This window comes from Stenotrophomonas sp. ZAC14D2_NAIMI4_7 (assembly GCF_003086675.1).
In the GTDB taxonomy this organism is placed as follows: domain Bacteria; phylum Pseudomonadota; class Gammaproteobacteria; order Xanthomonadales; family Xanthomonadaceae; genus Stenotrophomonas.
The window spans coordinates 863,013-880,649 of the sequence record NZ_CP025995.1; the positions used below are offsets into that span (position 1 = coordinate 863,013).

Annotated in this window: 19 protein-coding genes; 9 read left to right on the forward strand and 10 right to left on the reverse strand. The window is 68.0% G+C overall.

Annotated features, from left to right (window positions below):
* Positions 1–78: 78 nt before the first annotated feature.
* Complete coding sequence (locus C1922_RS03810; protein WP_108748577.1) at positions 79–780, reverse strand: SGNH/GDSL hydrolase family protein; 702 nt, start codon at positions 778–780, stop codon at positions 79–81.
* A 213-nt stretch (positions 781–993) separates the two neighbouring features.
* Between C1922_RS03810 and C1922_RS03815 the strand changes: the two genes are divergently transcribed.
* The 9 genes from C1922_RS03815 (at position 994) to C1922_RS03860 (ending at position 8,275) form a co-directional block, all read left to right on the forward strand.
* Positions 994–1,389, forward strand: coding sequence for a diacylglycerol kinase (locus tag C1922_RS03815; RefSeq protein WP_108751473.1), 396 nt, complete (start codon positions 994–996; stop codon positions 1,387–1,389).
* A 33-nt stretch (positions 1,390–1,422) separates the two neighbouring features.
* The gene (locus C1922_RS03820; RefSeq protein WP_108748578.1) at positions 1,423–2,172 is read left to right on the forward strand and encodes a TerC family protein; all 750 of its coding nucleotides are present in this window, start codon (positions 1,423–1,425) and stop codon (positions 2,170–2,172) included.
* Positions 2,173–2,333: 161 nt separating this feature from the next.
* Positions 2,334–3,494: an MFS transporter gene (locus C1922_RS03825; RefSeq protein WP_108748579.1), complete on the forward strand. Its 1,161-nt coding sequence runs from the start codon at positions 2,334–2,336 to the stop codon at positions 3,492–3,494.
* Between the two features lie 557 nt (positions 3,495–4,051).
* Positions 4,052–4,672, forward strand: a complete 621-nt coding sequence (locus C1922_RS03835; protein WP_108748581.1) for a LemA family protein — start codon at positions 4,052–4,054, stop codon at positions 4,670–4,672.
* A 3-nt stretch (positions 4,673–4,675) separates the two neighbouring features.
* Complete coding sequence (locus C1922_RS03840; RefSeq protein WP_108748582.1) at positions 4,676–5,554, forward strand: TPM domain-containing protein; 879 nt, start codon at positions 4,676–4,678, stop codon at positions 5,552–5,554.
* Complete coding sequence (locus tag C1922_RS03845; protein ID WP_108748583.1) at positions 5,554–6,048, forward strand: TPM domain-containing protein; 495 nt, start codon at positions 5,554–5,556, stop codon at positions 6,046–6,048. Before C1922_RS03840 ends, C1922_RS03845 begins: the two co-directional genes overlap by 1 nt.
* Positions 6,049–6,099: 51 nt before the next feature.
* Complete coding sequence (lgt, locus tag C1922_RS03850; RefSeq protein WP_108748584.1) at positions 6,100–6,987, forward strand: prolipoprotein diacylglyceryl transferase; 888 nt, start codon at positions 6,100–6,102, stop codon at positions 6,985–6,987.
* Entirely contained in the window at positions 6,984–7,778 is a 795-nt protein-coding gene (locus C1922_RS03855; RefSeq protein ID WP_108748585.1) for a thymidylate synthase, read from the forward strand. The genes lgt and C1922_RS03855 overlap by 4 nt, the downstream gene beginning before the upstream one ends.
* Before the next feature lie 5 nt (positions 7,779–7,783).
* A complete protein-coding gene (locus C1922_RS03860) occupies positions 7,784–8,275 on the forward strand; it encodes a dihydrofolate reductase (protein WP_108748586.1) in 492 nt (163 codons plus the stop codon).
* Between the two features lie 93 nt (positions 8,276–8,368).
* On the opposite strand, the gene C1922_RS03865 is transcribed toward C1922_RS03860, so the two are convergent.
* The 9 genes from C1922_RS03865 to C1922_RS03905 all read right to left on the reverse strand — a co-directional run bounded on the left by C1922_RS03865 (position 8,369) and on the right by C1922_RS03905 (position 17,537).
* Positions 8,369–9,373: a symmetrical bis(5'-nucleosyl)-tetraphosphatase gene (locus tag C1922_RS03865; protein ID WP_108748587.1), complete on the reverse strand. Its 1,005-nt coding sequence runs from the start codon at positions 9,371–9,373 to the stop codon at positions 8,369–8,371.
* 15 nt (positions 9,374–9,388) lie between these two features.
* Complete coding sequence (apaG, locus tag C1922_RS03870; protein WP_108748588.1) at positions 9,389–9,772, reverse strand: Co2+/Mg2+ efflux protein ApaG; 384 nt, start codon at positions 9,770–9,772, stop codon at positions 9,389–9,391.
* A gap of 13 nt (positions 9,773–9,785) precedes the next feature.
* A complete protein-coding gene (gene rsmA, locus C1922_RS03875; RefSeq protein WP_108748589.1) occupies positions 9,786–10,589 on the reverse strand; it encodes a 16S rRNA (adenine(1518)-N(6)/adenine(1519)-N(6))-dimethyltransferase RsmA in 804 nt (267 codons plus the stop codon).
* Positions 10,586–11,566: a 4-hydroxythreonine-4-phosphate dehydrogenase PdxA gene (gene pdxA / locus C1922_RS03880; RefSeq protein ID WP_108748590.1), complete on the reverse strand. Its 981-nt coding sequence runs from the start codon at positions 11,564–11,566 to the stop codon at positions 10,586–10,588. The genes rsmA and pdxA overlap by 4 nt, the downstream gene beginning before the upstream one ends.
* A 3-nt stretch (positions 11,567–11,569) precedes the next feature.
* Positions 11,570–12,913, reverse strand: a complete 1,344-nt coding sequence (locus tag C1922_RS03885; protein WP_108748591.1) for a peptidylprolyl isomerase — start codon at positions 12,911–12,913, stop codon at positions 11,570–11,572.
* Positions 12,910–15,357 (reverse strand): LPS-assembly protein LptD, encoded by a 2,448-nt coding sequence (gene lptD, locus C1922_RS03890; protein ID WP_234413466.1) that lies wholly within the window; start codon positions 15,355–15,357, stop codon positions 12,910–12,912. Before lptD ends, C1922_RS03885 begins: the two co-directional genes overlap by 4 nt.
* Before the next feature lie 89 nt (positions 15,358–15,446).
* Positions 15,447–16,385, reverse strand: coding sequence for a histone deacetylase family protein (locus C1922_RS03895; RefSeq protein WP_108751474.1), 939 nt, complete (start codon positions 16,383–16,385; stop codon positions 15,447–15,449).
* A 4-nt stretch (positions 16,386–16,389) separates the two neighbouring features.
* Positions 16,390–16,944 carry a cob(I)yrinic acid a,c-diamide adenosyltransferase gene (locus C1922_RS03900; RefSeq protein WP_108748593.1) on the reverse strand — a complete coding sequence of 185 codons (555 nt, stop codon included), beginning with the start codon at positions 16,942–16,944 and terminating at the stop codon, positions 16,390–16,392.
* An 8-nt stretch (positions 16,945–16,952) separates the two neighbouring features.
* Positions 16,953–17,537 (reverse strand): hypothetical protein, encoded by a 585-nt coding sequence (locus C1922_RS03905; protein WP_108748594.1) that lies wholly within the window; start codon positions 17,535–17,537, stop codon positions 16,953–16,955.
* Positions 17,538–17,637: the final 100 nt, after the last annotated feature.

The window sequence follows — 17,637 nt, forward strand, 5'->3', positions numbered from 1 at the left end:
CCACGCCCGATCCCGGTAGATCGACGCCATGCGTGGATGGGGAGGTGGCGCCGGGCCATGCCCGGCGTCCGCAATGGCTCAGTTGCAGTTGACCTTCGGCGCCAGCGCCTTGGTCCAGATTGCATACCCGGCCGGGGTCATGTGCAGCATGTCCTCGCGGAACAGCTTCGCATCGGGCTGGCCATCGGCACCCAGCATGGGGGTGTAGATGTCGGTGTAGCCGGTGTTGGGCAGCTTCGCCAGCGCGGCCTTGATCTGCGCGTTGGCCTCGTTGATCGCCGGCAGCAGGTGCGCACGCGACGGGCTGGGCTTGATCGACAGGTATTCCACCTTGGTCTTCGGCAGGTCGCGGTGCACGCGCTGCACGAAGGCCACCACGTCGTCGCGCACCTGGCTGGCGCTGCGGCCGCTGTTCAGATCATTGTCGCCGGCATAGAAGAACACCTTGCACGGGGCATACGGCACCACGATCCGGTCGGCGTACCAGGTGCTGTCGCGCACTTCCGAACCGCCGAAGCCGCGGTTGAACACCGGCTGGGTGGGGAAGTCGCGGGCCAGGGTGTCCCACATGCGGATGGACGAGCTGCCGATGAATTCGATGCCACCGCGCGGCGGCGGCGAAGTGCGGTCGGTCTGGGCGAAGGCGGCCATGTCGCCGGCCCAGGCCACGTTGGACACCTGGTCGGGCACGGACGGCGATGCCGGCGGGCTGAGCGCCTGGGCCAGCGGTGCGGCAGTCAGCAGGCCCAGCATCAGCAGGCAGGTACGGCGACGGGTCATCGGGCTCTCCAGCGCAACAATAAGGACGTTCATCATAGGAGCTGGGCCGGCAGGCCGCTTGTCCCTGTCAGGTGGCGCACGGCAGGGGCCGGGGTGCCACGGCGGCCCTTGTGGCAAAATGGGCGCCATCTGCCCCTCCCTGTGCCTTCATGATCTCCTGCCGTGCGTCTGAGCGGTCGCTGCGCCGCGCCCCTGTTGCTGGACCCTTCGCCCGTGGCTGACAACTTCGGCCACATGCCCCGCGGCCCGCGCCGCATCTTCCAGGCCGCCCGCTGGTCCTGGCAGGGCCTGCGCGCCGCCTGGCTGCACGAATCTTCGTTCCGCCTGGAGGTCTACCTGCTGGTACTGCTGGCGCCGTTGGCGCTGTGGCTGGGCCAGACGCCGGTGGAGCGCGCGCTGCTGATCGGCTCGATGCTGCTGGTGCTGGCCATGGAGCTGGCCAATTCGGCCATCGAAGCGGTGATCGAGCGCTATGGCCCGGAGATCCACGAACTGGCCGGCCGCGCCAAGGACATGGGTTCGGCGGCGGTGTTCGTGCTGATGATGAACGTACTGCTGTGCTGGGCCCTGGTCGTGGTGCCGCACCTGTTGGCCGGCACCTACGGCTGAACCTCCCATTCCCCACTGCCTTGAAGAGTTTCCATGTCCTTTGAGTTCCTCGCCGACCCCAATGCCTGGGTGACCCTGTTCACCCTGAGCGCGCTGGAAATCGTGCTCGGCATCGACAACCTGGTGTTCATCTCCATCGCCGTCAGCAAGCTGCCGGAAGAGCGCCGCCCGTTCGCCCGCAAGCTCGGTATCGCCGTGGCCTGCATCACCCGCATCCTGCTGCTGGTGTCGCTGGCCTACCTGGCGCACATGTCGGCCAACCTGTTCAACGTGGCCGGCATGGGCATTTCCATCCGCGACCTGGTGCTGATCGTCGGTGGCCTGTTCCTGATCATCAAGGGCTACCTGGAGATCAAGGAACTGATCACCGGTGGCGACGATGAAAACCCCGCCACCAGCAAGGCCTCGGGTGTGTTCGGCATGGTCATCCTGCAGATCGCGATCATCGACATCGTGTTCTCGCTGGATTCGGTCATCACCGCAGTCGGCATTGCCGACCACATTCCGGTGATGGTGGCCGCGATCCTGCTGTCGGTCATGGTGATGCTGCTGGCCGCCAACCCGCTGGGCCGCTTCATCGACGCCAACCCGACGGTGAAGATGCTGGCGCTGGCCTTCATCCTGCTGATCGGTGCGGTGCTGATCCTGGACGGCCTGGACGTGCACGTGCCCAAGCCCTACATCTACGCCGCAATGGGCTTCTCGGTGCTGGTGGAGTGGCTGAACCTGCTGATGCGCCGCCGCGCACGCGAACACCACGTGCCGGGCGCCGGCGACTGGTAAGCGCGTTTCCTGGAACCCCCGGCCTGGCCGGGGGTTCTGCGTCAGGGGGATCTGTGAACCGGGGTCAACACTGTTTCCCCGCCACGGGGCTTAATCCGGCCGGGCAAAGCGCGCACCCTGTGCGCTTCTTTTCACAGGCCTGCCCCACGCAGGAAACGTCCATGAACTCCAGAGCCGCCTTGCTGGCCCTTGCCGTCGGCGCCTTCGCCATCGGCACCACCGAATTCGCGCCCATGGGCCTGCTGCCGGTCATCGCCGACGGCGTGGGCGTGGGCATTCCCACTGCCGGCATGCTGATCACCGCCTACGCAGTGGGCGTGATGTTGGGCGCGCCGGTGATGACCCTGCTGATGGGGCGCTTCGGCAAGCGCACTGCGCTCATGCTGCTGATGTCGATCTTCGTGGTCGGCAACCTGCTGTCGGCGCTGGCGCCGAACTATGGCCTGCTGCTGCTGTCGCGGCTGGTTACCAGCCTCAACCATGGTGCGTTCTTCGGCATCGGCGCGGTGGTGGCCGCCAGCCTGGTGCCGAAGGACAAGCAGGCCGCGGCCGTGGCCACCATGTTCATGGGCCTGACCATCGCCAACATCGGCGGCGTGCCCTTGGCTACCTGGGCTGGGCAGCAGCTGGGCTGGCGCCTGTCCTTTGCCGGTACGGCGGTGCTGGGCGTGGTGGCGATCACCGCGCTGGGCCTGGCCCTGCCGGCTTCGGCGCCGGGCCCGCGCCCGGACGTGCGCCGTGAGCTGAAGGCGATCATGCAGCCGCAGGTGCTGCTGGCGATGGCCACCACGGTGCTGGGCGCCGGTGCGATGTTCACCCTCTATACCTATGTGGCGCCGGTGCTGACCGAGCTGACCGGTGCCTCCAATGCATTCATCGCGGTGTCGCTGGCGCTGGTGGGCATCGGCTTCACCGTCGGCAATGGCATTGGCGGGCGCCTGGCCGACTGGTCGCTGGACGGCGCCACGCGCATCCTGCTGGCGGTGCTGGCCCTGCTGATGCTGGTGCTGCCGCTGGCATTCATGAGCCACGCCACCGCAGCGGTGGGGCTGCTGCTGTTCGGTGCGGCCACCTTCGCCATCGTGCCGCCGTTGCAGATCCGGGTGATGCAGGCGGCGACCGAGGCACCGGGGCTGGCTTCGTCCATCAACGTGGGTGCGTTCAACCTGGGCAATGCGCTGGGGGCCGCGCTGGGCGGGGCGGTGATCAGCCTGGGCCTGGGTTATGCGGCCATTCCGGTAGCCGGTGGGTTGCTGGCGGCTGCCGCGCTGGTGCTGGCGTGGTGGGGGCGGGCGCGCGCCCCGGCCGCCGAAGCCTGCTGAGGGGGTGGGTTGCGGCAGGGCTTGCAGCCCTGCACCCGCCGAATCAACGTCAACGTCAAAAGCGGGTGTGCTGAGGGATGGCGGGGTGGGTCCGGTGTCAGGGGACGGCGCAAGTACGTCCACGTAGCCTCGGTCGCGCCATCCATGGCGCTCACGCCCCTGCCACCGGACCCACCCCGCCTTCGACAGTTTTCCGCGGTCTGTCGGAACGGCATCCGCTCTGGTAGGTGTCGACCTCCCGCTCTGGTAGGTGTCGACCTTGGTCGACACGAATGCCTGGAGCATGGGCTTTTGCTTCTGCTCTTTCTTTTGATCTTCCCGCGGTGCGCAGGAAACCGTACGAGGCCGGGTGGGTGGGCGTGGCGGGGGTATCCGCGCCATGGATGGCGCGGCTAAGCCTCCAAGGACGGATTCACGGCGTCCCCCGCCATGCCCACCCGCCCGGACTACCCCGATGATCGATGAGCACCACCACCGCGGAGGGGGCGGCGCCCGATGGCCGATCTTTCACCGCGTCCGTGGCATGCTCGGCACATCGTCCACCCGGAATCGCCACCATGCGCCTGTTCACCCGTGTCCTGCCCCTGCTGCTGCTGGCCGGCCTGCTCTCCGGCTGCGGCTACAACACCATCCAGCAGAAGGACGAGGCCGTGAAGGCCAGCTGGTCCGAAGTGCTGAACCAGTACAAGCGCCGCGCCGATCTGGTGCCCAACCTGGTGCAGACCGTGAAGGGCTTCGCCAGCCAGGAAGAGCGCGTGCTGACCGAAGTCACCAACGCCCGCTCGCGGGTCGGCCAGATCAACGTCAACGCCGATGACGAAGCCTCGCTCAAGCAGTTCCAGCAGGCGCAGGGCGAGCTCGGCAGTGCGCTGTCGCGGCTGCTGGTGGTCACCGAGAACTATCCGGTGCTGAAGTCCGACGCCAACTTCCGCGACCTGCAGGCGCAGCTGGAAGGCACCGAAAACCGCATCACCGTGGCCCGTGGCCGCTACATCCAGCAGGTGCAGGACTACAACACCTACATCCGCTCGTTCCCGCAGCTGATCACCGCCAGGATCTTCGGCTACCAGCCCAAGCCGAACTTCAGCGTGGAAAACGAGGCGCAGATTTCCAACGCGCCGGCGGTCGATTTCGGCAACGCGCCGCAGCAGCCGCCGGCAGCGCAGCCGGCGAACTGATCCATGCGCCTGCTCACCGCGCTGCTGGCCCTGCTGCTGTGGCTGCCGCTGGCCGCGCAGGCGCAGCAGCTGGCGCCGATTCCGGCGCTGGATTCGCCGGTGGTCGACACCACCAGCACGCTTGATGCCACGCAGAAGCAGGCACTGGTGCAGCAGGCGCTGGCGCTGCAGCAGCGCAAGGGCAGCCAGCTGCAGGTGCTGGTGGTGCCTAGCACCCAGCCCGAGGACATCGCGCAGTACACCACCCGTGTGTTCGATCAATGGCAGATCGGCCGCAAGGGCGTGGATGACGGCGTGCTGCTGGTGGTGGCCAAGGACGATCGGCGGGTGCGCATCGAACCGGGCTACGGGCTGGAGGGCGCCATTCCCGATGCCATTGCCAACCGGGTCATCCAGGAATACCTGGTGCCGCGCTTCCGTGCCGGCGACTACGCCGGCGGCATCACCGAAGCGACCGCGGTGCTGGTCAAGCTGATCGATGGCGAGGCCCTGCCGGCGCCGGTCAGCAGCCAGCGCGATTCTGAAAGCGGCGACGGCGGCGATACCTGGGCGCTGGCGCTGTTCATCGGCGTATTTGCCGGCAGCATCCTGCGCGGGGTGTTCTCGCGGGTGCCGCGACCGCTACGCGGCCTGTTGGGCGGTGGCGGCGCCGCGCTGGCGGCCTTCCTGTTCACCTCCACGCTGCTGGCCAGTGGCCTGGCCGGCATCGTCGGCCTGATCGTGGCCATGCTTTCGGGCCACCCTGGCCGCTTCGCCGGTGGCGGTGGCTGGGGCGGGGGCAGTTGGGGCGGCGGTGGCGGCGGTGGTTTCGGCGGTGGTGGCGGCAGCTGGGGCGGCGGCGGTGGCCGTTCCGGTGGCGGTGGCGCTTCGGGGGGCTGGTGATGATCAGGCGTATCGGACGGCACCTGTTTTCCCCGTCGCTGCGGCGGGCCTTCCCGCCGGCGGCGCTGCAGGCGATCACCGAGGCCATCGCCAGTGGTGAACAGCGCCACGGCGGCCAGGTCATGTTCGCGGTGGAAGCCGATCTGCCCCTGCACGCGCTGTGGCGGCGGGTGACCCCACGCCAGGCGGCCGAACAGGCCTTCGCCCAGCTGCGCACCTGGGATACCGCGCACAACAACGGCGTGCTGATCTACTTGCTGCTGGCCGACCATGCCATCGAGATCGTGGCCGACCGCGGCCTGCACGGCCGGGTCAGCCCGGCGCAATGGCAGCGCATCTGCACCCATCTGCGCGAAGGGCTGCGCGGCAGCGAGCCGGTGCAGGCCCTGCGCGATGCCATCGATGAAGTCTCCGGGCTGCTGGCCGGGCACTTTCCGCCCGGTTCGGGGTCCGACGATGACGGGCTGCCCAACACCCCGCAGCTGCTTGGTTGAGCCGCGGCGGCGCTGGCCCGAGAATAGGCGTTCACCTGCAGGGCACCTTCCATGATCTATTTCCACGATATCGACCCCATTGCCCTTTCGCTGGGGCCGATCAAGGTGCACTGGTACGGCATCATGTACCTGCTGGGCTTCACTGCAGCCTGGCTGCTGGGCCGCAAGCGCATCGCGCAGGGACGCCTGCCGGGCGTCGATGCCAACGGTTTCTCCGACCTGCTGTTCTACGCCATGCTGGGCGTGGTGCTGGGCGGGCGCATCGGCTACATGCTGTTCTATGCACTGGGCGATTTCCTGTCCAACCCGGTGCTGCTGTTCAAGGTCTGGGACGGTGGCATGAGCTTCCACGGCGGCCTGCTGGGCGTGGTGGTGGCATGCTGGTGGTGGTCGCGCAAGCAGCGCCTGCACCTGTTCGACACGATCGACTTCATGGCGCCGCTGGTGCCGATCGGCCTGGCACTGGGGCGGGTGGGCAACTTCATCGGCGCCGAGCTGTGGGGCAAGTACACCGACGGCACCTGGGGCGTGGTGTTCCCTTCGGGCCTGCCGGCACCGCTGAACCAACTGGACGCGGCCACGCTGAAGGCACAGTTCGCCACCGGCGCGCTGAACCCCTACGCGCGCCACCCCTCGCAGCTGTATGAAGCGGCGCTGGAAGGCGTGGTGATGTTCACTGTGCTGTGGATGGTGTCGGCCAAGCCGCGCCACCGCTACCTGGTGTCGGGCCTGTTCGCGCTGATGTACGGCATCTTCCGCTTCGGCCTGGAGTTCGTGCGCATGCCCGACAACGGGGTCTACATCGCCTTCGGCTGGCTGACCAAGGGCCAGCTGCTGAGCCTGCCGCTGGTGGCGCTGGGCCTGGTGCTGCTGGCACTGTCGCGCCGCGCACCGGTGCTGCAGCCGCAGCCGCTGGTGGCGGCGGAGGGCAAGGCATGAAGGCCTACCTGGACCTGCTTTCGCACGTGCTCGAACACGGCGCCGAGAAGAGCGACCGCACCGGCACCGGCACCCGCAGCGTGTTCGGCTGGCAGATGCGCTTCGATCTGAACGAAGGCTTCCCGCTGGTCACCACCAAGAAGCTGCACCTGCGCTCGATCATCCACGAGCTGCTGTGGTTCCTGAAGGGCGACACCAACATCGGCTACCTGAAGGACAACCAGGTCCGCATCTGGGATGAGTGGGCCGACGCCAATGGCGATCTCGGCCCGGTGTACGGCAAGCAGTGGCGCAGCTGGGCCACCGCCGATGGCCGCGAGATCGACCAGATGCAGTGGCTGGTGGACGAGATCAAGCGCAATCCCGATTCGCGGCGGCTGGTGGTCAGTGCCTGGAACGTGGGCGAGCTTTCGCAGATGGCGCTGATGCCGTGCCACAACCTGTTCCAGTTCTACGTGGTGGACGGCAAGCTGAGCTGCCAGCTGTACCAGCGCAGCGGCGACATTTTCCTGGGCGTACCGTTCAACATCGCCAGCTATGCGCTGCTGACCCATATGGTGGCGCAGGCCACGGGTCTGGGCGTGGGCGACTTCGTGCATACCCTGGGCGATGCCCATCTGTATTCGAACCACTACGAGCAGGCCCGTGAACAGCTGTCGCGTGAACCGCGCGCGCTGCCCAAGCTGTGGCTGAACCCCGAGGTGACCGATCTGTTCGGTTTCCAGTTCGACGACATCCGCATCGACGGCTACGACCCGCACCCGGCCATCAAGGCCCCGGTGGCGGTGTGAGTGCGATGAAACTTTCGATGGTCGTAGCGCTGGACCGCAACCGTGGCATCGGCCAGGGCAATGCCATGCCCTGGCACCTGCCGGACGACTTCAAGCATTTCAAGGCGCTGACCCTGGGCAAGCCGATCCTGATGGGGCGCAAGACCGCCGAATCGATCGGCCGGGTGCTGCCGGGGCGGACCAACCTGGTGCTGACCCGCAGCGGCCAGGTGCCGTTCGAAGGCATGCGTGCGGTGGCATCGCTCGAAGAAGCCAAGGCCATTGCCGAAGGCGAGGGTGCCAGCGAGCTGTGCATCATTGGCGGTGGCGAGATCTTCCACCAGCTGCTGGACCAGGCCAGCGACCTGTACCTGACCTGGGTGGACGCCGAGGTGCCGGCCGACACCCATTTCCCCGAGGTCGACCCGGCGGTCTGGCAGGAAACCAGCAGCGAGCCGCACCCGGCCGACGCACGCCACGCCTACGCGTTCCGCTTCGCGCACTACGTGCGCCACTGATCGCCGCTGTCTGTAGAGTCGAGCCATGCTCGACTGCTGTTGCCGACGCCGCAGTCGAGCATGGCTCGACTCTACGAAACAGCGTTGAACGTATCAGCCCTGCGGCGGCGCGCTGTTGCCGTTGCCGTTGCCACCACCGCCACCACGGCGACGGCGACGACGCGGGCCACGGCTGGCGGCAGGTGCTGCGGCCGCTTCCTTGTCCTTGTCCTGCGCGGCAGCGGCCGGCCGCTCGCGCGCCGGTCGTGCCGGCGGGCGGGCATTGGCTACCGGCGCCGGCACGTCACGCCCCGGTACCTGCACCACGCGCAGTTCATCGGTATCCAGCTGCAGGGCGGTCAGCTTGCCGCCCCAGACCGCACCGGTGTCGATGGCGTGCACGCCCTGGGTGATGGTCAGGCCCAGCGCCGACCAGTGGCCGCACACGACCTTCAGATCGCGCTCCACCCGGCCGGGTACTTCGAACCAGGGGTACAGACCCTGTTCCTGGGTGCCCGGCGTGCCCTTGTCTTCAATGCCGATGCGCCCGCGCGGCGTGCAGTAGCGCATGCGGGTGAGCACGTTGATGATCGCGCGCGAGCGGTCATAGCCGGCCAGGTTCGGGGCCCAGCTGGGCTTGTCGCCGTACATGTTGCGGAACAGCTTGCGGTAGCCGGCGCCGTGCAGCTGCACTTCCACTTCGGCGGCGTGCTTTTCGGCCATCTGCGTGGTCCACTTCGGCGCCAGGCCGGCGTGCACCATCATCCAGCCCAGCTCGCGGTCCACGTGCACCAGCTTCTGCAGGCGCAGCCACTCCAGCAGCTCGTCGCGGTCTTCGGCCTGCACGATGCGCAGCAGGTCCGGGTTGACCTTGCGCTGCTCTTCCTCGGTGCGCGCGCCCACGGCCAGCAGCGAAAGATCATGGTTGCCCAGCACCACCACGCTGTGTTCGCGCAGCGAATGCACCAGGCGCAGGGTTTCCAGCGATTGCCCACCGCGGTTCACCAGGTCGCCGCAGAACCACAGGGTGTCCTGCGCCGGGTCGAAGCGGATCTTTTCCAGCAGGCGCTGGGTTACGTCGTAGCAGCCCTGCAGGTCGCCGATCGCCCACACACTCATCGTCCGGCCTCCGTGTCAGTGCAGGGTACGCGGGATGGCCAGCACGAAAGGTGCGACCGGCGCGGCAAATTCAGTGCCATCGTCGGCAACCATGTCGTAGTGGCCCTGCATGGTCCCGTGGTCGGTGCCCAGCATGACACCCGAGGTGTAGTGGAAGTCTTCACCGGGGCGCAGGCGCGGCTGCTCGCCGATCACGCCATCGCCATCGACATGCTCGACGCGACCGTTGGCGTCGGTGATGCGCCAGTGGCGCGCGACCAGGCGCGCGGCCACGCGGCCACGGTTGCGGATGCGGATCGTATAGGCGAACGCATAGCGGCCGTCTTCCGGCGCGGATTGGTCGTCGAGGAAGCGCGGGGCAACTTCAACGGAAATGGCGTAAACGTCAGCGTCTTCCATACCGGCAGTGTAATCAGGTGGCATTGGCCAAAGCGATGAATTCAGCCACATCCAGCTGTTCGGCACGGGCATCGGGGCGCACGCCGGCAGCGGCGAACTGTTCGGCGGTCACCACCTTGCTCAACGCGTTGCGCAGGGTCTTGCGGCGCTGGCCGAAGGCGGCCTTGACCACCTCGGCAAAGCGCGCGTGATCGTGGATGGCGATCGTGGCCGGATCGCGCGGCACCAGCCGCACTACGGCCGAATCGACCTTCGGCGGCGGCCGGAACGCGCCCGGCGGCACCACGAACAGCGAGGTGACCTGGCAGTACGCCTGCAGCATCACGCTCAGGCGGCCATAGACCTTGCTGCCCGGGCCGGCGGCCATGCGGTCGACCACTTCCTTCTGCAGCATGAAGTGCATGTCGCGGATGACCGCGGCATGTTCCAGCGCATGGAACAGGATGGGCGAGGAGATGTTGTAGGGCAGGTTGCCGACCAGGCGGATCGGCTGGCCGGCGGCCAGTTCGGTGAAATCCACGCGCAGCACGTCGCGGTGGACGATGGTCAGCTCGCCCAGCGGTTCGGCGGCCGCGGTGAGCGGCGCGATCAGGTCGCGGTCGAACTCGATCACCGTCAGCTTCGGGTGGACGCGCAGCAGGGGCAGGGTGATCGCGCCCTGGCCAGGGCCGATCTCGACCAGGCGGTCGCCATCCTTGGGGTTGACCGCCATCACGATCTTGTCGATGTAGTGGCGGTCGGCCAGGAAATGCTGGCCAAGCTGCTTCTTGGCCGGGGCGGTGAACACCGGGCCGGAGGGGGAATGCGGGGAATTCATGCGCTCAGTGTACGTTGCCGGGCCAATTGCGCACACAGGGCCGTGGCGGCCTGCAGGCTGGACGGGTCGGCAATGCCGCGTCCGGCCAGGTCCAGCGCGGTGCCATGGTCGACCGCCACGCGCGGGTAGGGCAGGCCCAGGGTCAGGTTCACGGCCTGTTCGAAGCCCGAATACTTCAGCACCGGCAGGCCCTGGTCGTGGTACATGGCCAGCACGGTGTCGAAGCCGGTCAGTTTGGCCGGCAGGAAGGCGGTGTCGGCCGGCAACGGCCCGACCAGATCCATGCCCTCTGCGCGCAGGCGCTGCAGCAGCGGGATGATCAGGTCCAGTTCCTCGCGGCCCAGGTGGCCGTCTTCGCCGGCATGCGGGTTCAGGCCCAGCACGGCGATACGCGGGGCGGCCAGGCCGAACTCACCGCGCAACGCGGCATGTACCGTGCGCAGGGTGTGTTCCAGGGCGGGCGCGGTGATCGCATCGGCCACCTCGCGCAAGGGCAGGTGGGTGGTGGCCAGCGCAACGCGCACGATGTCGTTGGCCAGCATCATCACTACCTTCACCCCGGCCTGGTCGGCCAGCAGTTCGGTGGTGCCGCTGTAGGCAATGCCGCCTTCGTTGATGACGGCCTTGTGTACCGGGCCGGTGACCACGCCGTGCAGCTCGCCCGACAGGCAGGCCTGCCCCGCACCGAGCAGGGCGCCGATGACAGCGCTGGCGTTGGCCGGGTCGGCCTGGCCGAAGCGGCTGGGCGCGGCATTGGCCACCACGCGCAGGCGCAGATCGCCAGGCAGACGCGCCTGCGCATCTTCCGGCAGCAGTTGCAGGGGCAGGTTCAGCGCGGCGGCGGCCGCGCGCAGGGTGTCCGGGTCGGCGAAGGCGAGCAGCCGGCAATCATCGCGCGGCTGCTGTACCAGGCGGACACACAGTTCCGGACCGATCCCGGCGGGCTCGCCCGGTACCAGCGCGAGCTCGGGGCGCATGGGTCAGGACTGCGGCGGGGTGGCGGTGTTTTCCGCCCGGTCGCCGCTGCGGAAGCTGACGTAGGCTTCGCCACGCAGTTCCTGCAGGAAGCGGTTGTATTCCTCCTCCAGTTTGCGGCGGCCGATGGTTTCACGCACCTGGGCACGCTGGTTGTCGCTGGTCACGTCGGTCTGGCGCGTGGCAACGCGCTGCACGATGTGCCAGCCGGCATCGGTACGGAACGGCTGGCTGACGCCGCCATCCTGGATGCCTTCGACCTGCTGGCCGAACGCCGGACCGAAGGCATCGGCCGGGAACCAGCCCAGATCGCCGCCCTGGCCCTTGCTGTTGCTGTCTTCCGACGATTCCTTGGCCACCTGCTCGAAGTCGGCACCCCCGGCCACGCGGGCACGCAGGGTGTCGATCTTGGCCTTGGCGGCGGCATCGGTCTGGTTGCCGTCCACGCGCACCAGGATGTGGCGGGCATGGTATTCGGTGACCGTGTGGGCACCGGCGGCGGCGTTGGCATCACGCACTTCCACCAGCTTCAGCAGCTGGAAGCCGCTGGGGCCGCGGATCGGGCCAACCACATCGCCGGCCTTCATCTGCTGCATCATCTGCGCGAACGCCGCCGGGATTTCGTCCAGCGTGCGCCAGCCCAGGTCGCCGCCTTCCAGCGCGTTGGGGCTGTCCGAATAGCGCACGGCAGCGGCGTTGAAGTCCAGCTCGCCCTTGTCCAGCAGGGCCTTCACGCCGTCGGCCTTCTTCTGGCCGGTGGCGATCTGGTCGGCGTTGGCGCCGTCGGGCAGGGCGACCAGGATGTGCGCCAGGTGGTACTGGTTGCCGGCGGTGGCCTGCTGCTTCAGCGCGGCATCCACTTCACCTTCGCTCACGCTGATGCGGCTCTGCGCGAAGCTCTGGCGCAGGCGCTGCACGGTGATTTCGTCGCGCACCGAGGAACGGAATTCCTCGAAATCGATGCCGTCATGGGCCAGGCGCTGGCGCAGGCTGTCCAGGTTGGAACCGTTCTGCTGGGCGATGGAGTTCATCGCCTGGTTCAGTTCCTGGTCGCTGACGCGGATGCCGCTGCCCTGGGCGCGGGCCACCTGCAGCTTCACCAGCACCAGGCGCTCCAGCACCTGGCGGCTGAGCACGTCGTCCGGCGGCAGCTGGTTTTCGCGGCCCACGTACTGGGCCTTGATGTTGGCGATGGCGCGCTGCAGTTCACTCTGCAGGACCACGTCCTCGTCGACGACCGCGGCAATGCGGTCCAGCGGCTGGGCCTCCTGCGCGATGACCTGCAGGGGGGCGGACACGCTGGACACCGCCAGCAGCGAGGCGAGAAGAACGGGGAAGCGCTTGGTCATGGGATCAGATTCGGATCGTAGTCGTCCCGGGTCACCCCGGTATTGCTGGGCGGCACCAGATAAAGGTCGTCGCGGTTGTAGCCGAGGATAGCACGGCGCAGGGTACGGTCCGTGTCCTGGCCCAGCGAGCTCAGGCCCTTCAGCACGAACTCGATCTGGATGGAATTGTTCAGATCGCCTTCGCGGTTGCGCACGTAACGGCGGGCCACGGCGCGCACGGCCAGGCAGCAGCTGTCCCACTGCACGCCGCCGATGATTTCCAGCGGCGCCTTGTCTTCCAGCGAATAGTAGTAACGGCCGACCAGGCTCCAGCGCGCATTCAGCGGGTACAGGAACGACAGGTCGGCCTGCTTCAGCAGGTCGGTGCCGTCGGGGTTGATGCGGTGGCGGTAGGTCAGGTTGACCACGCCATCGTTGGACATCAGGTAGCGGGCGCGGAAGCTGGCCAGGTCCTCGCGCTTGTACTTGGGGTCCCACTGGTAGGTGGCGCTCAGGGTCCAGCGGTCGTTCACCATGTAATTGGCGTCGGCGATCCAGGCCGACTTGCCCTTTTCCACCGGTGCGCCGCCCGGGGTGGTGGTCACCCGCGATTCGTCGAAGTACTGGATCTGGCCGATGCTGGCCGAGAACCGTTCCTTGCCGGTGGTCTGGTCGATGAAGCGGGTGCCCAGCGCCATGGTCAGCTGGTTGGCATCGTTCTGGCGGTCGGCGCCGGTGTAGCGCGAATCGCGGAACAGCTGGCCCCAGCTGAAGGTGAAGTCACGCGTGTCGAACAGCGGCAGGTCGTCCTGGTTGCGGTACGGCGTGCGCAGGTAGAACAGGCGCGGCTCCAGGGTGTGCAGGAACGACTTGCCGCCGATGGTGGTTTCGCGGTCGAAGAACAGGCCGGCGTCCAGGCTGGCGATCGGCAGCGAGCGGCTGGGCGAGGTGTTGCCGCGCAGCTGGTCGGCGCTGGCCGTGGTCACGTCCACGCCCTGCGAGGTCAGCACGGTCCTGCGGATGTCGTCGGCCAGGCCGCGGTCCAGCTGGTAGGCGGTATAGCGGTAGGCCAGGGTGGGCGTGACATACCAGGCCGCGCCGCTGAACGGGAACGAGACGTAGGGCTTCACGTCCAGGCGCGAGCCGCCATACATGCGGGTGACCGTGCCATTGCGCACGTACTCGCCCTCGGCGTCGACGGTCTTCTCGTTGATGTCATCGTGGGTGAAGCGCACCGCTTCGGCGTAGATGCCGGTTTCCATCCACGGCAGCAGCGGCTTGTCCCAGGTGAAGAACACCCGCGGCTGGCGGTTGTAGGCCAGCGCCCGCTCGGTCAGGGTGTAGTCGGTCAGCTGCCAGCGGTCGGCCATGATGCCGGCGGTCCAGTCCTTGCCGGTGCCGTACAGGCCGATGGTGCTCTGCAGGTTCGATGCGGTCACGCCCAGCAGACGATTGGAGAAATCCTCCACGTAACGTTCGTCGCTCACCCAGGCCAGGTTGGCGCGGGCCTGCCAGTGGCTGTCCACGTTGTGGTAACCACTGAACATCACCCGGCCGCGGTCGCGGTCGCGCAGCTTGTCGTTGGGGATGTAAGCGGTCAGCAGTTCGCCGCGGCCGCCGTTGTAGAGATAGCGGAACTCGTTGTCCAGCATCAGCCCGCGCTCGCTCATGTAGCGCGGCATCAGCGTGTCGTCGTAGTTCGGCGCCAGGTTCAGGTAGATCGGCTGGGTGTAGTCGAAGCCATTGCGGCCGGACATGCCCAGCTGCGGGAACAGCAGGCCGGTCTTGCGGCGGTCGTCGATCGGGAACTTGAAGTACGGCGCCCACAGCACCGGCACCTTGCCGATGCGCAGCACCGCGTTGCGGGCGGTACCGAAGCCTTCGTCGTTGTCCACGTCGATCTGCGGCGCGGTCAGCTTCCACACCGGCTGCGAGGGGTCGCAGGTGGTGTAGGTGGAGCGGTGCATCTGGCCCACGGCGCCCTGCAGGTCGACCGATTCGGCCTCGCCGTTGCCACGGCGCGACACCAGCTGGTACTGGATGTCGGTGATTTTGTGGGTGTCGCTTTCCTGGTTGCCCTCGGCGCGCTTGGCCACCATGCGGATCGAGGAATCCTGGTAGCGCACGTTGCCGTCGGCGATGTAGTTGCCGGTGTCGGTATCGAAGCTGAGCTTGTCGGTGCCCACGAACTGGTCGCCGCGGCGCAGGGCGACGTTGCCCTGGTACTGCGGCACGGTCGTGGTGCCCAGCAGCTGGTCGCCTTCGATGTCGGTGGGCTGCTGCTCGCGCTGGGCGCTGGCGGCGGCCGCGTCCTGCCCCGGTACCGGGGTGGGGGCATCGGTGAAGGCGGGAATGACTTCGGTGGCCGGGCACAGGCCCCAGTTGAGCGGCTTGTCATCGGCCATCGCCGGCAGGCAGACAGCGATGCTCAGGGGCAGGGGAAGCAGGCGGAGGGCTCGGCGCACGCGGTTCGGATTCGGGCGAAAACGGACCGTAGATTGCCCCATCCCTTGCATAGGGGCAATGAAGGCGTCCGGCCGAGGCCGGTTCGGGTTCATCCTGGGCGTGCCGCAGCGGCGCCCTGCAGCAGGGTCTGCACGTGGGCCACGCTGCATTCGGCCAGCGCCTGCAGGTCGTAGCCGCCTTCCAGCATGGACACCACGCGGCCGGCCCCATGGCGCCGCGCCAGCGCATGCAGTTCGCCGGTGATCCAGGCGAAATCCTCGGTTTCCAGCATGAGGTCCGCCTGCGGGTCGCGCAGGTGGGCATCGAAACCGGCCGAAATCAGCAGCAGCTGCGGGCGGAAGTCGTCGATGGCCGGCAGCATCTCGTCGGCCCAGACATTGCGGAAGCGGAAGCCACCGCTGCCCGGCGGCAGCAGGATGTTCATCAGGTTGCCGGCGCCACGGTCGCGGCGCAGGCCCGAGTTGGGGAACAGGCCGGCCTGGTGGGTGCTGTAGTACGACACCCGCGCGTCGTGCTGGAAGATGTCCTGGGTGCCGTTGCCGTGGTGCACGTCGAAGTCGACCACGGCAATCCGTTCCAGCCCGTGGCGGTCGCGCGCATAGGCGGCGGCGATGGCGATGTTGTTGAGCAGGCAGAACCCCATGGCCGTACTGCTGGTGGCATGGTGGCCCGGCGGGCGCACCGCGCAGAACGCCAGCGGGTCATCGCCCAGCATCACCGCGTCGACCGCGGCCACGCCGGCACCGGCGGCGTGCACGGCGGCGCTGGCCGAACCGGGCGAGGTCCAGGTGTCCATGTCCAGCTGGCGCAGCGGCAGGGTCTGCGGCTGCAGCACGAAGTCGAGCAGGGCGCTGTCGTGGACCCGGCTCAGCTCGCCGAACTTGGCCGGCGGGGCCTGCTGCCAGTCCAGCTGGCCGGGGAACGCCTGCTGCAGGGCGTCGAGCACCACCTGCAGCCGTTGCGGGCATTCGGGATGGCCCGGGCCCGGGTCGTGCAGCAGGCAGGACGGATGAGTGAAGACCCGCACGTGATCAGGCCTGCCGGTGCTGTGGTTGCCACAGCGCTTCGCCGTGGCCATCGGCGCGGGCCAGCACCCGCGCCAGCACGAACAGCAGGTCCGACAGGCGGTTGAGGTAGTGCAGGGCTTCGCTGCGCACGGCCTGCGCCCGGGCCAGGCTGACCGTTTCACGCTCGGCGCGGCGCACGATGGTGCGGGCCAGGTGGCAGCGCGCCGCCGCCTCGCCGCCCGCAGGCAGGATGAATTCCTTCAGCATGGGCAGGCCGGCGTTGTAATGGTCCAGCTGCTGTTCCAGCGCGGAAACGTCGGCGGCATGGATGGCTGCATGGCCAGGCACGCACAGCTCGGCGCCCAGATCGAACAGCTGGTGCTGCAGATGCACCACCAGCGCACGCACGTCGTCAGGCAGTGGCACGGCCAGCAGCACCCCCAGGGCGGCATTGGCTTCGTCCACGGTGCCGTAGGCGGCGACCCGCAGATCGTCCTTGGCCACCCGGCTGCCGTCGCCCAGCCCGGTGCTGCCGTCGTCGCCGGTGCGGGTGTAGATGCGCGAAAGCCGATGACCCATGCCGGTGCTCAGTGGTGGATGTCGCGGCGGGCCTGGTGCAGCTTCAGCATCTGCTCCACGGCCAGTTGCAGCGCGGCAGCCAGGGCCACGTAGATGGCGGTGGTGCGCAGGTACGGCCCGAACCACTGGGCATAGTTCTGTGCCCAGCCGGCCAGGGTCGGTTCGGCCACGTTGCGGCTGGTCCAGTAGAACCCGCCCTGGGCCAGCAGGTGGCACAGCGCCACCGAGACCACCAGCAGCGGCACGCCCTTGGCCAGTACCGACCAGTGCGCGCCGTGGTAGTTGTGGCCCAGCAGCAAACCGCCGGCCCACAGCGAGAAATACGCCGGCAACAGCAGCCAGTAACCGGGCGACACGCAGTAGTGCTGCCAGAAGTCGATCCCCGCGCTGCGGATCACGATCCAGTCCACCAGCACGGCGAACACCATCAGCAGCGGGAACGCCCAGCGGGTCCAGCGGGCCAGATGGAAGCCGCCGATGAAGAACACGGCCCAGGAGGCATCGGGGATGGCCGCGAAGTGGTTCACCCGGGTTGCCGCCAGCAGCAGCACAAGCACGGACAGGACAAAGGCGCGATGGGCGGTGTCGGACATGGCGAAGACCCGTGGGGCGGATTCAGCTTCCATTCTAGCCCGCCGCGCGGCCCTGCGCAGGCGCGGCGTGCCGGGTCTGGATGGCGTGGCGAGCGCGTAT

Bases quoted from the DNA above. Each gene is read 5' to 3' on its own strand.
- C1922_RS03810 (WP_108748577.1), bottom strand. From the start codon at position 780: ATGACCCGTCGCCGTACCTGCCTGCTGATGCTGGGCCTGCTGACTGCC.
- C1922_RS03820 (WP_108748578.1), top strand. From the start codon at position 1,423: ATGTCCTTTGAGTTCCTCGCCGACCCCAATGCCTGGGTGACCCTGTTC.
- C1922_RS03825 (WP_108748579.1), top strand. From the start codon at position 2,334: ATGAACTCCAGAGCCGCCTTGCTGGCCCTTGCCGTCGGCGCCTTCGCC.
- C1922_RS03835 (WP_108748581.1), top strand. From the start codon at position 4,052: ATGCGCCTGTTCACCCGTGTCCTGCCCCTGCTGCTGCTGGCCGGCCTG.
- C1922_RS03840 (WP_108748582.1), top strand. From the start codon at position 4,676: ATGCGCCTGCTCACCGCGCTGCTGGCCCTGCTGCTGTGGCTGCCGCTG.
- C1922_RS03845 (WP_108748583.1), top strand. From the start codon at position 5,554: ATGATCAGGCGTATCGGACGGCACCTGTTTTCCCCGTCGCTGCGGCGG.
- lgt (WP_108748584.1), top strand. From the start codon at position 6,100: ATGATCTATTTCCACGATATCGACCCCATTGCCCTTTCGCTGGGGCCG.
- C1922_RS03855 (WP_108748585.1), top strand. From the start codon at position 6,984: ATGAAGGCCTACCTGGACCTGCTTTCGCACGTGCTCGAACACGGCGCC.
- C1922_RS03860 (WP_108748586.1), top strand. From the start codon at position 7,784: ATGAAACTTTCGATGGTCGTAGCGCTGGACCGCAACCGTGGCATCGGC.
- C1922_RS03865 (WP_108748587.1), bottom strand. From the start codon at position 9,373: ATGAGTGTGTGGGCGATCGGCGACCTGCAGGGCTGCTACGACGTAACC.
- apaG (WP_108748588.1), bottom strand. From the start codon at position 9,772: ATGGAAGACGCTGACGTTTACGCCATTTCCGTTGAAGTTGCCCCGCGC.
- rsmA (WP_108748589.1), bottom strand. From the start codon at position 10,589: ATGAATTCCCCGCATTCCCCCTCCGGCCCGGTGTTCACCGCCCCGGCC.
- pdxA (WP_108748590.1), bottom strand. From the start codon at position 11,566: ATGCGCCCCGAGCTCGCGCTGGTACCGGGCGAGCCCGCCGGGATCGGT.
- C1922_RS03885 (WP_108748591.1), bottom strand. From the start codon at position 12,913: ATGACCAAGCGCTTCCCCGTTCTTCTCGCCTCGCTGCTGGCGGTGTCC.
- C1922_RS03900 (WP_108748593.1), bottom strand. From the start codon at position 16,944: ATGGGTCATCGGCTTTCGCGCATCTACACCCGCACCGGCGACGACGGC.
- C1922_RS03905 (WP_108748594.1), bottom strand. From the start codon at position 17,537: ATGTCCGACACCGCCCATCGCGCCTTTGTCCTGTCCGTGCTTGTGCTG.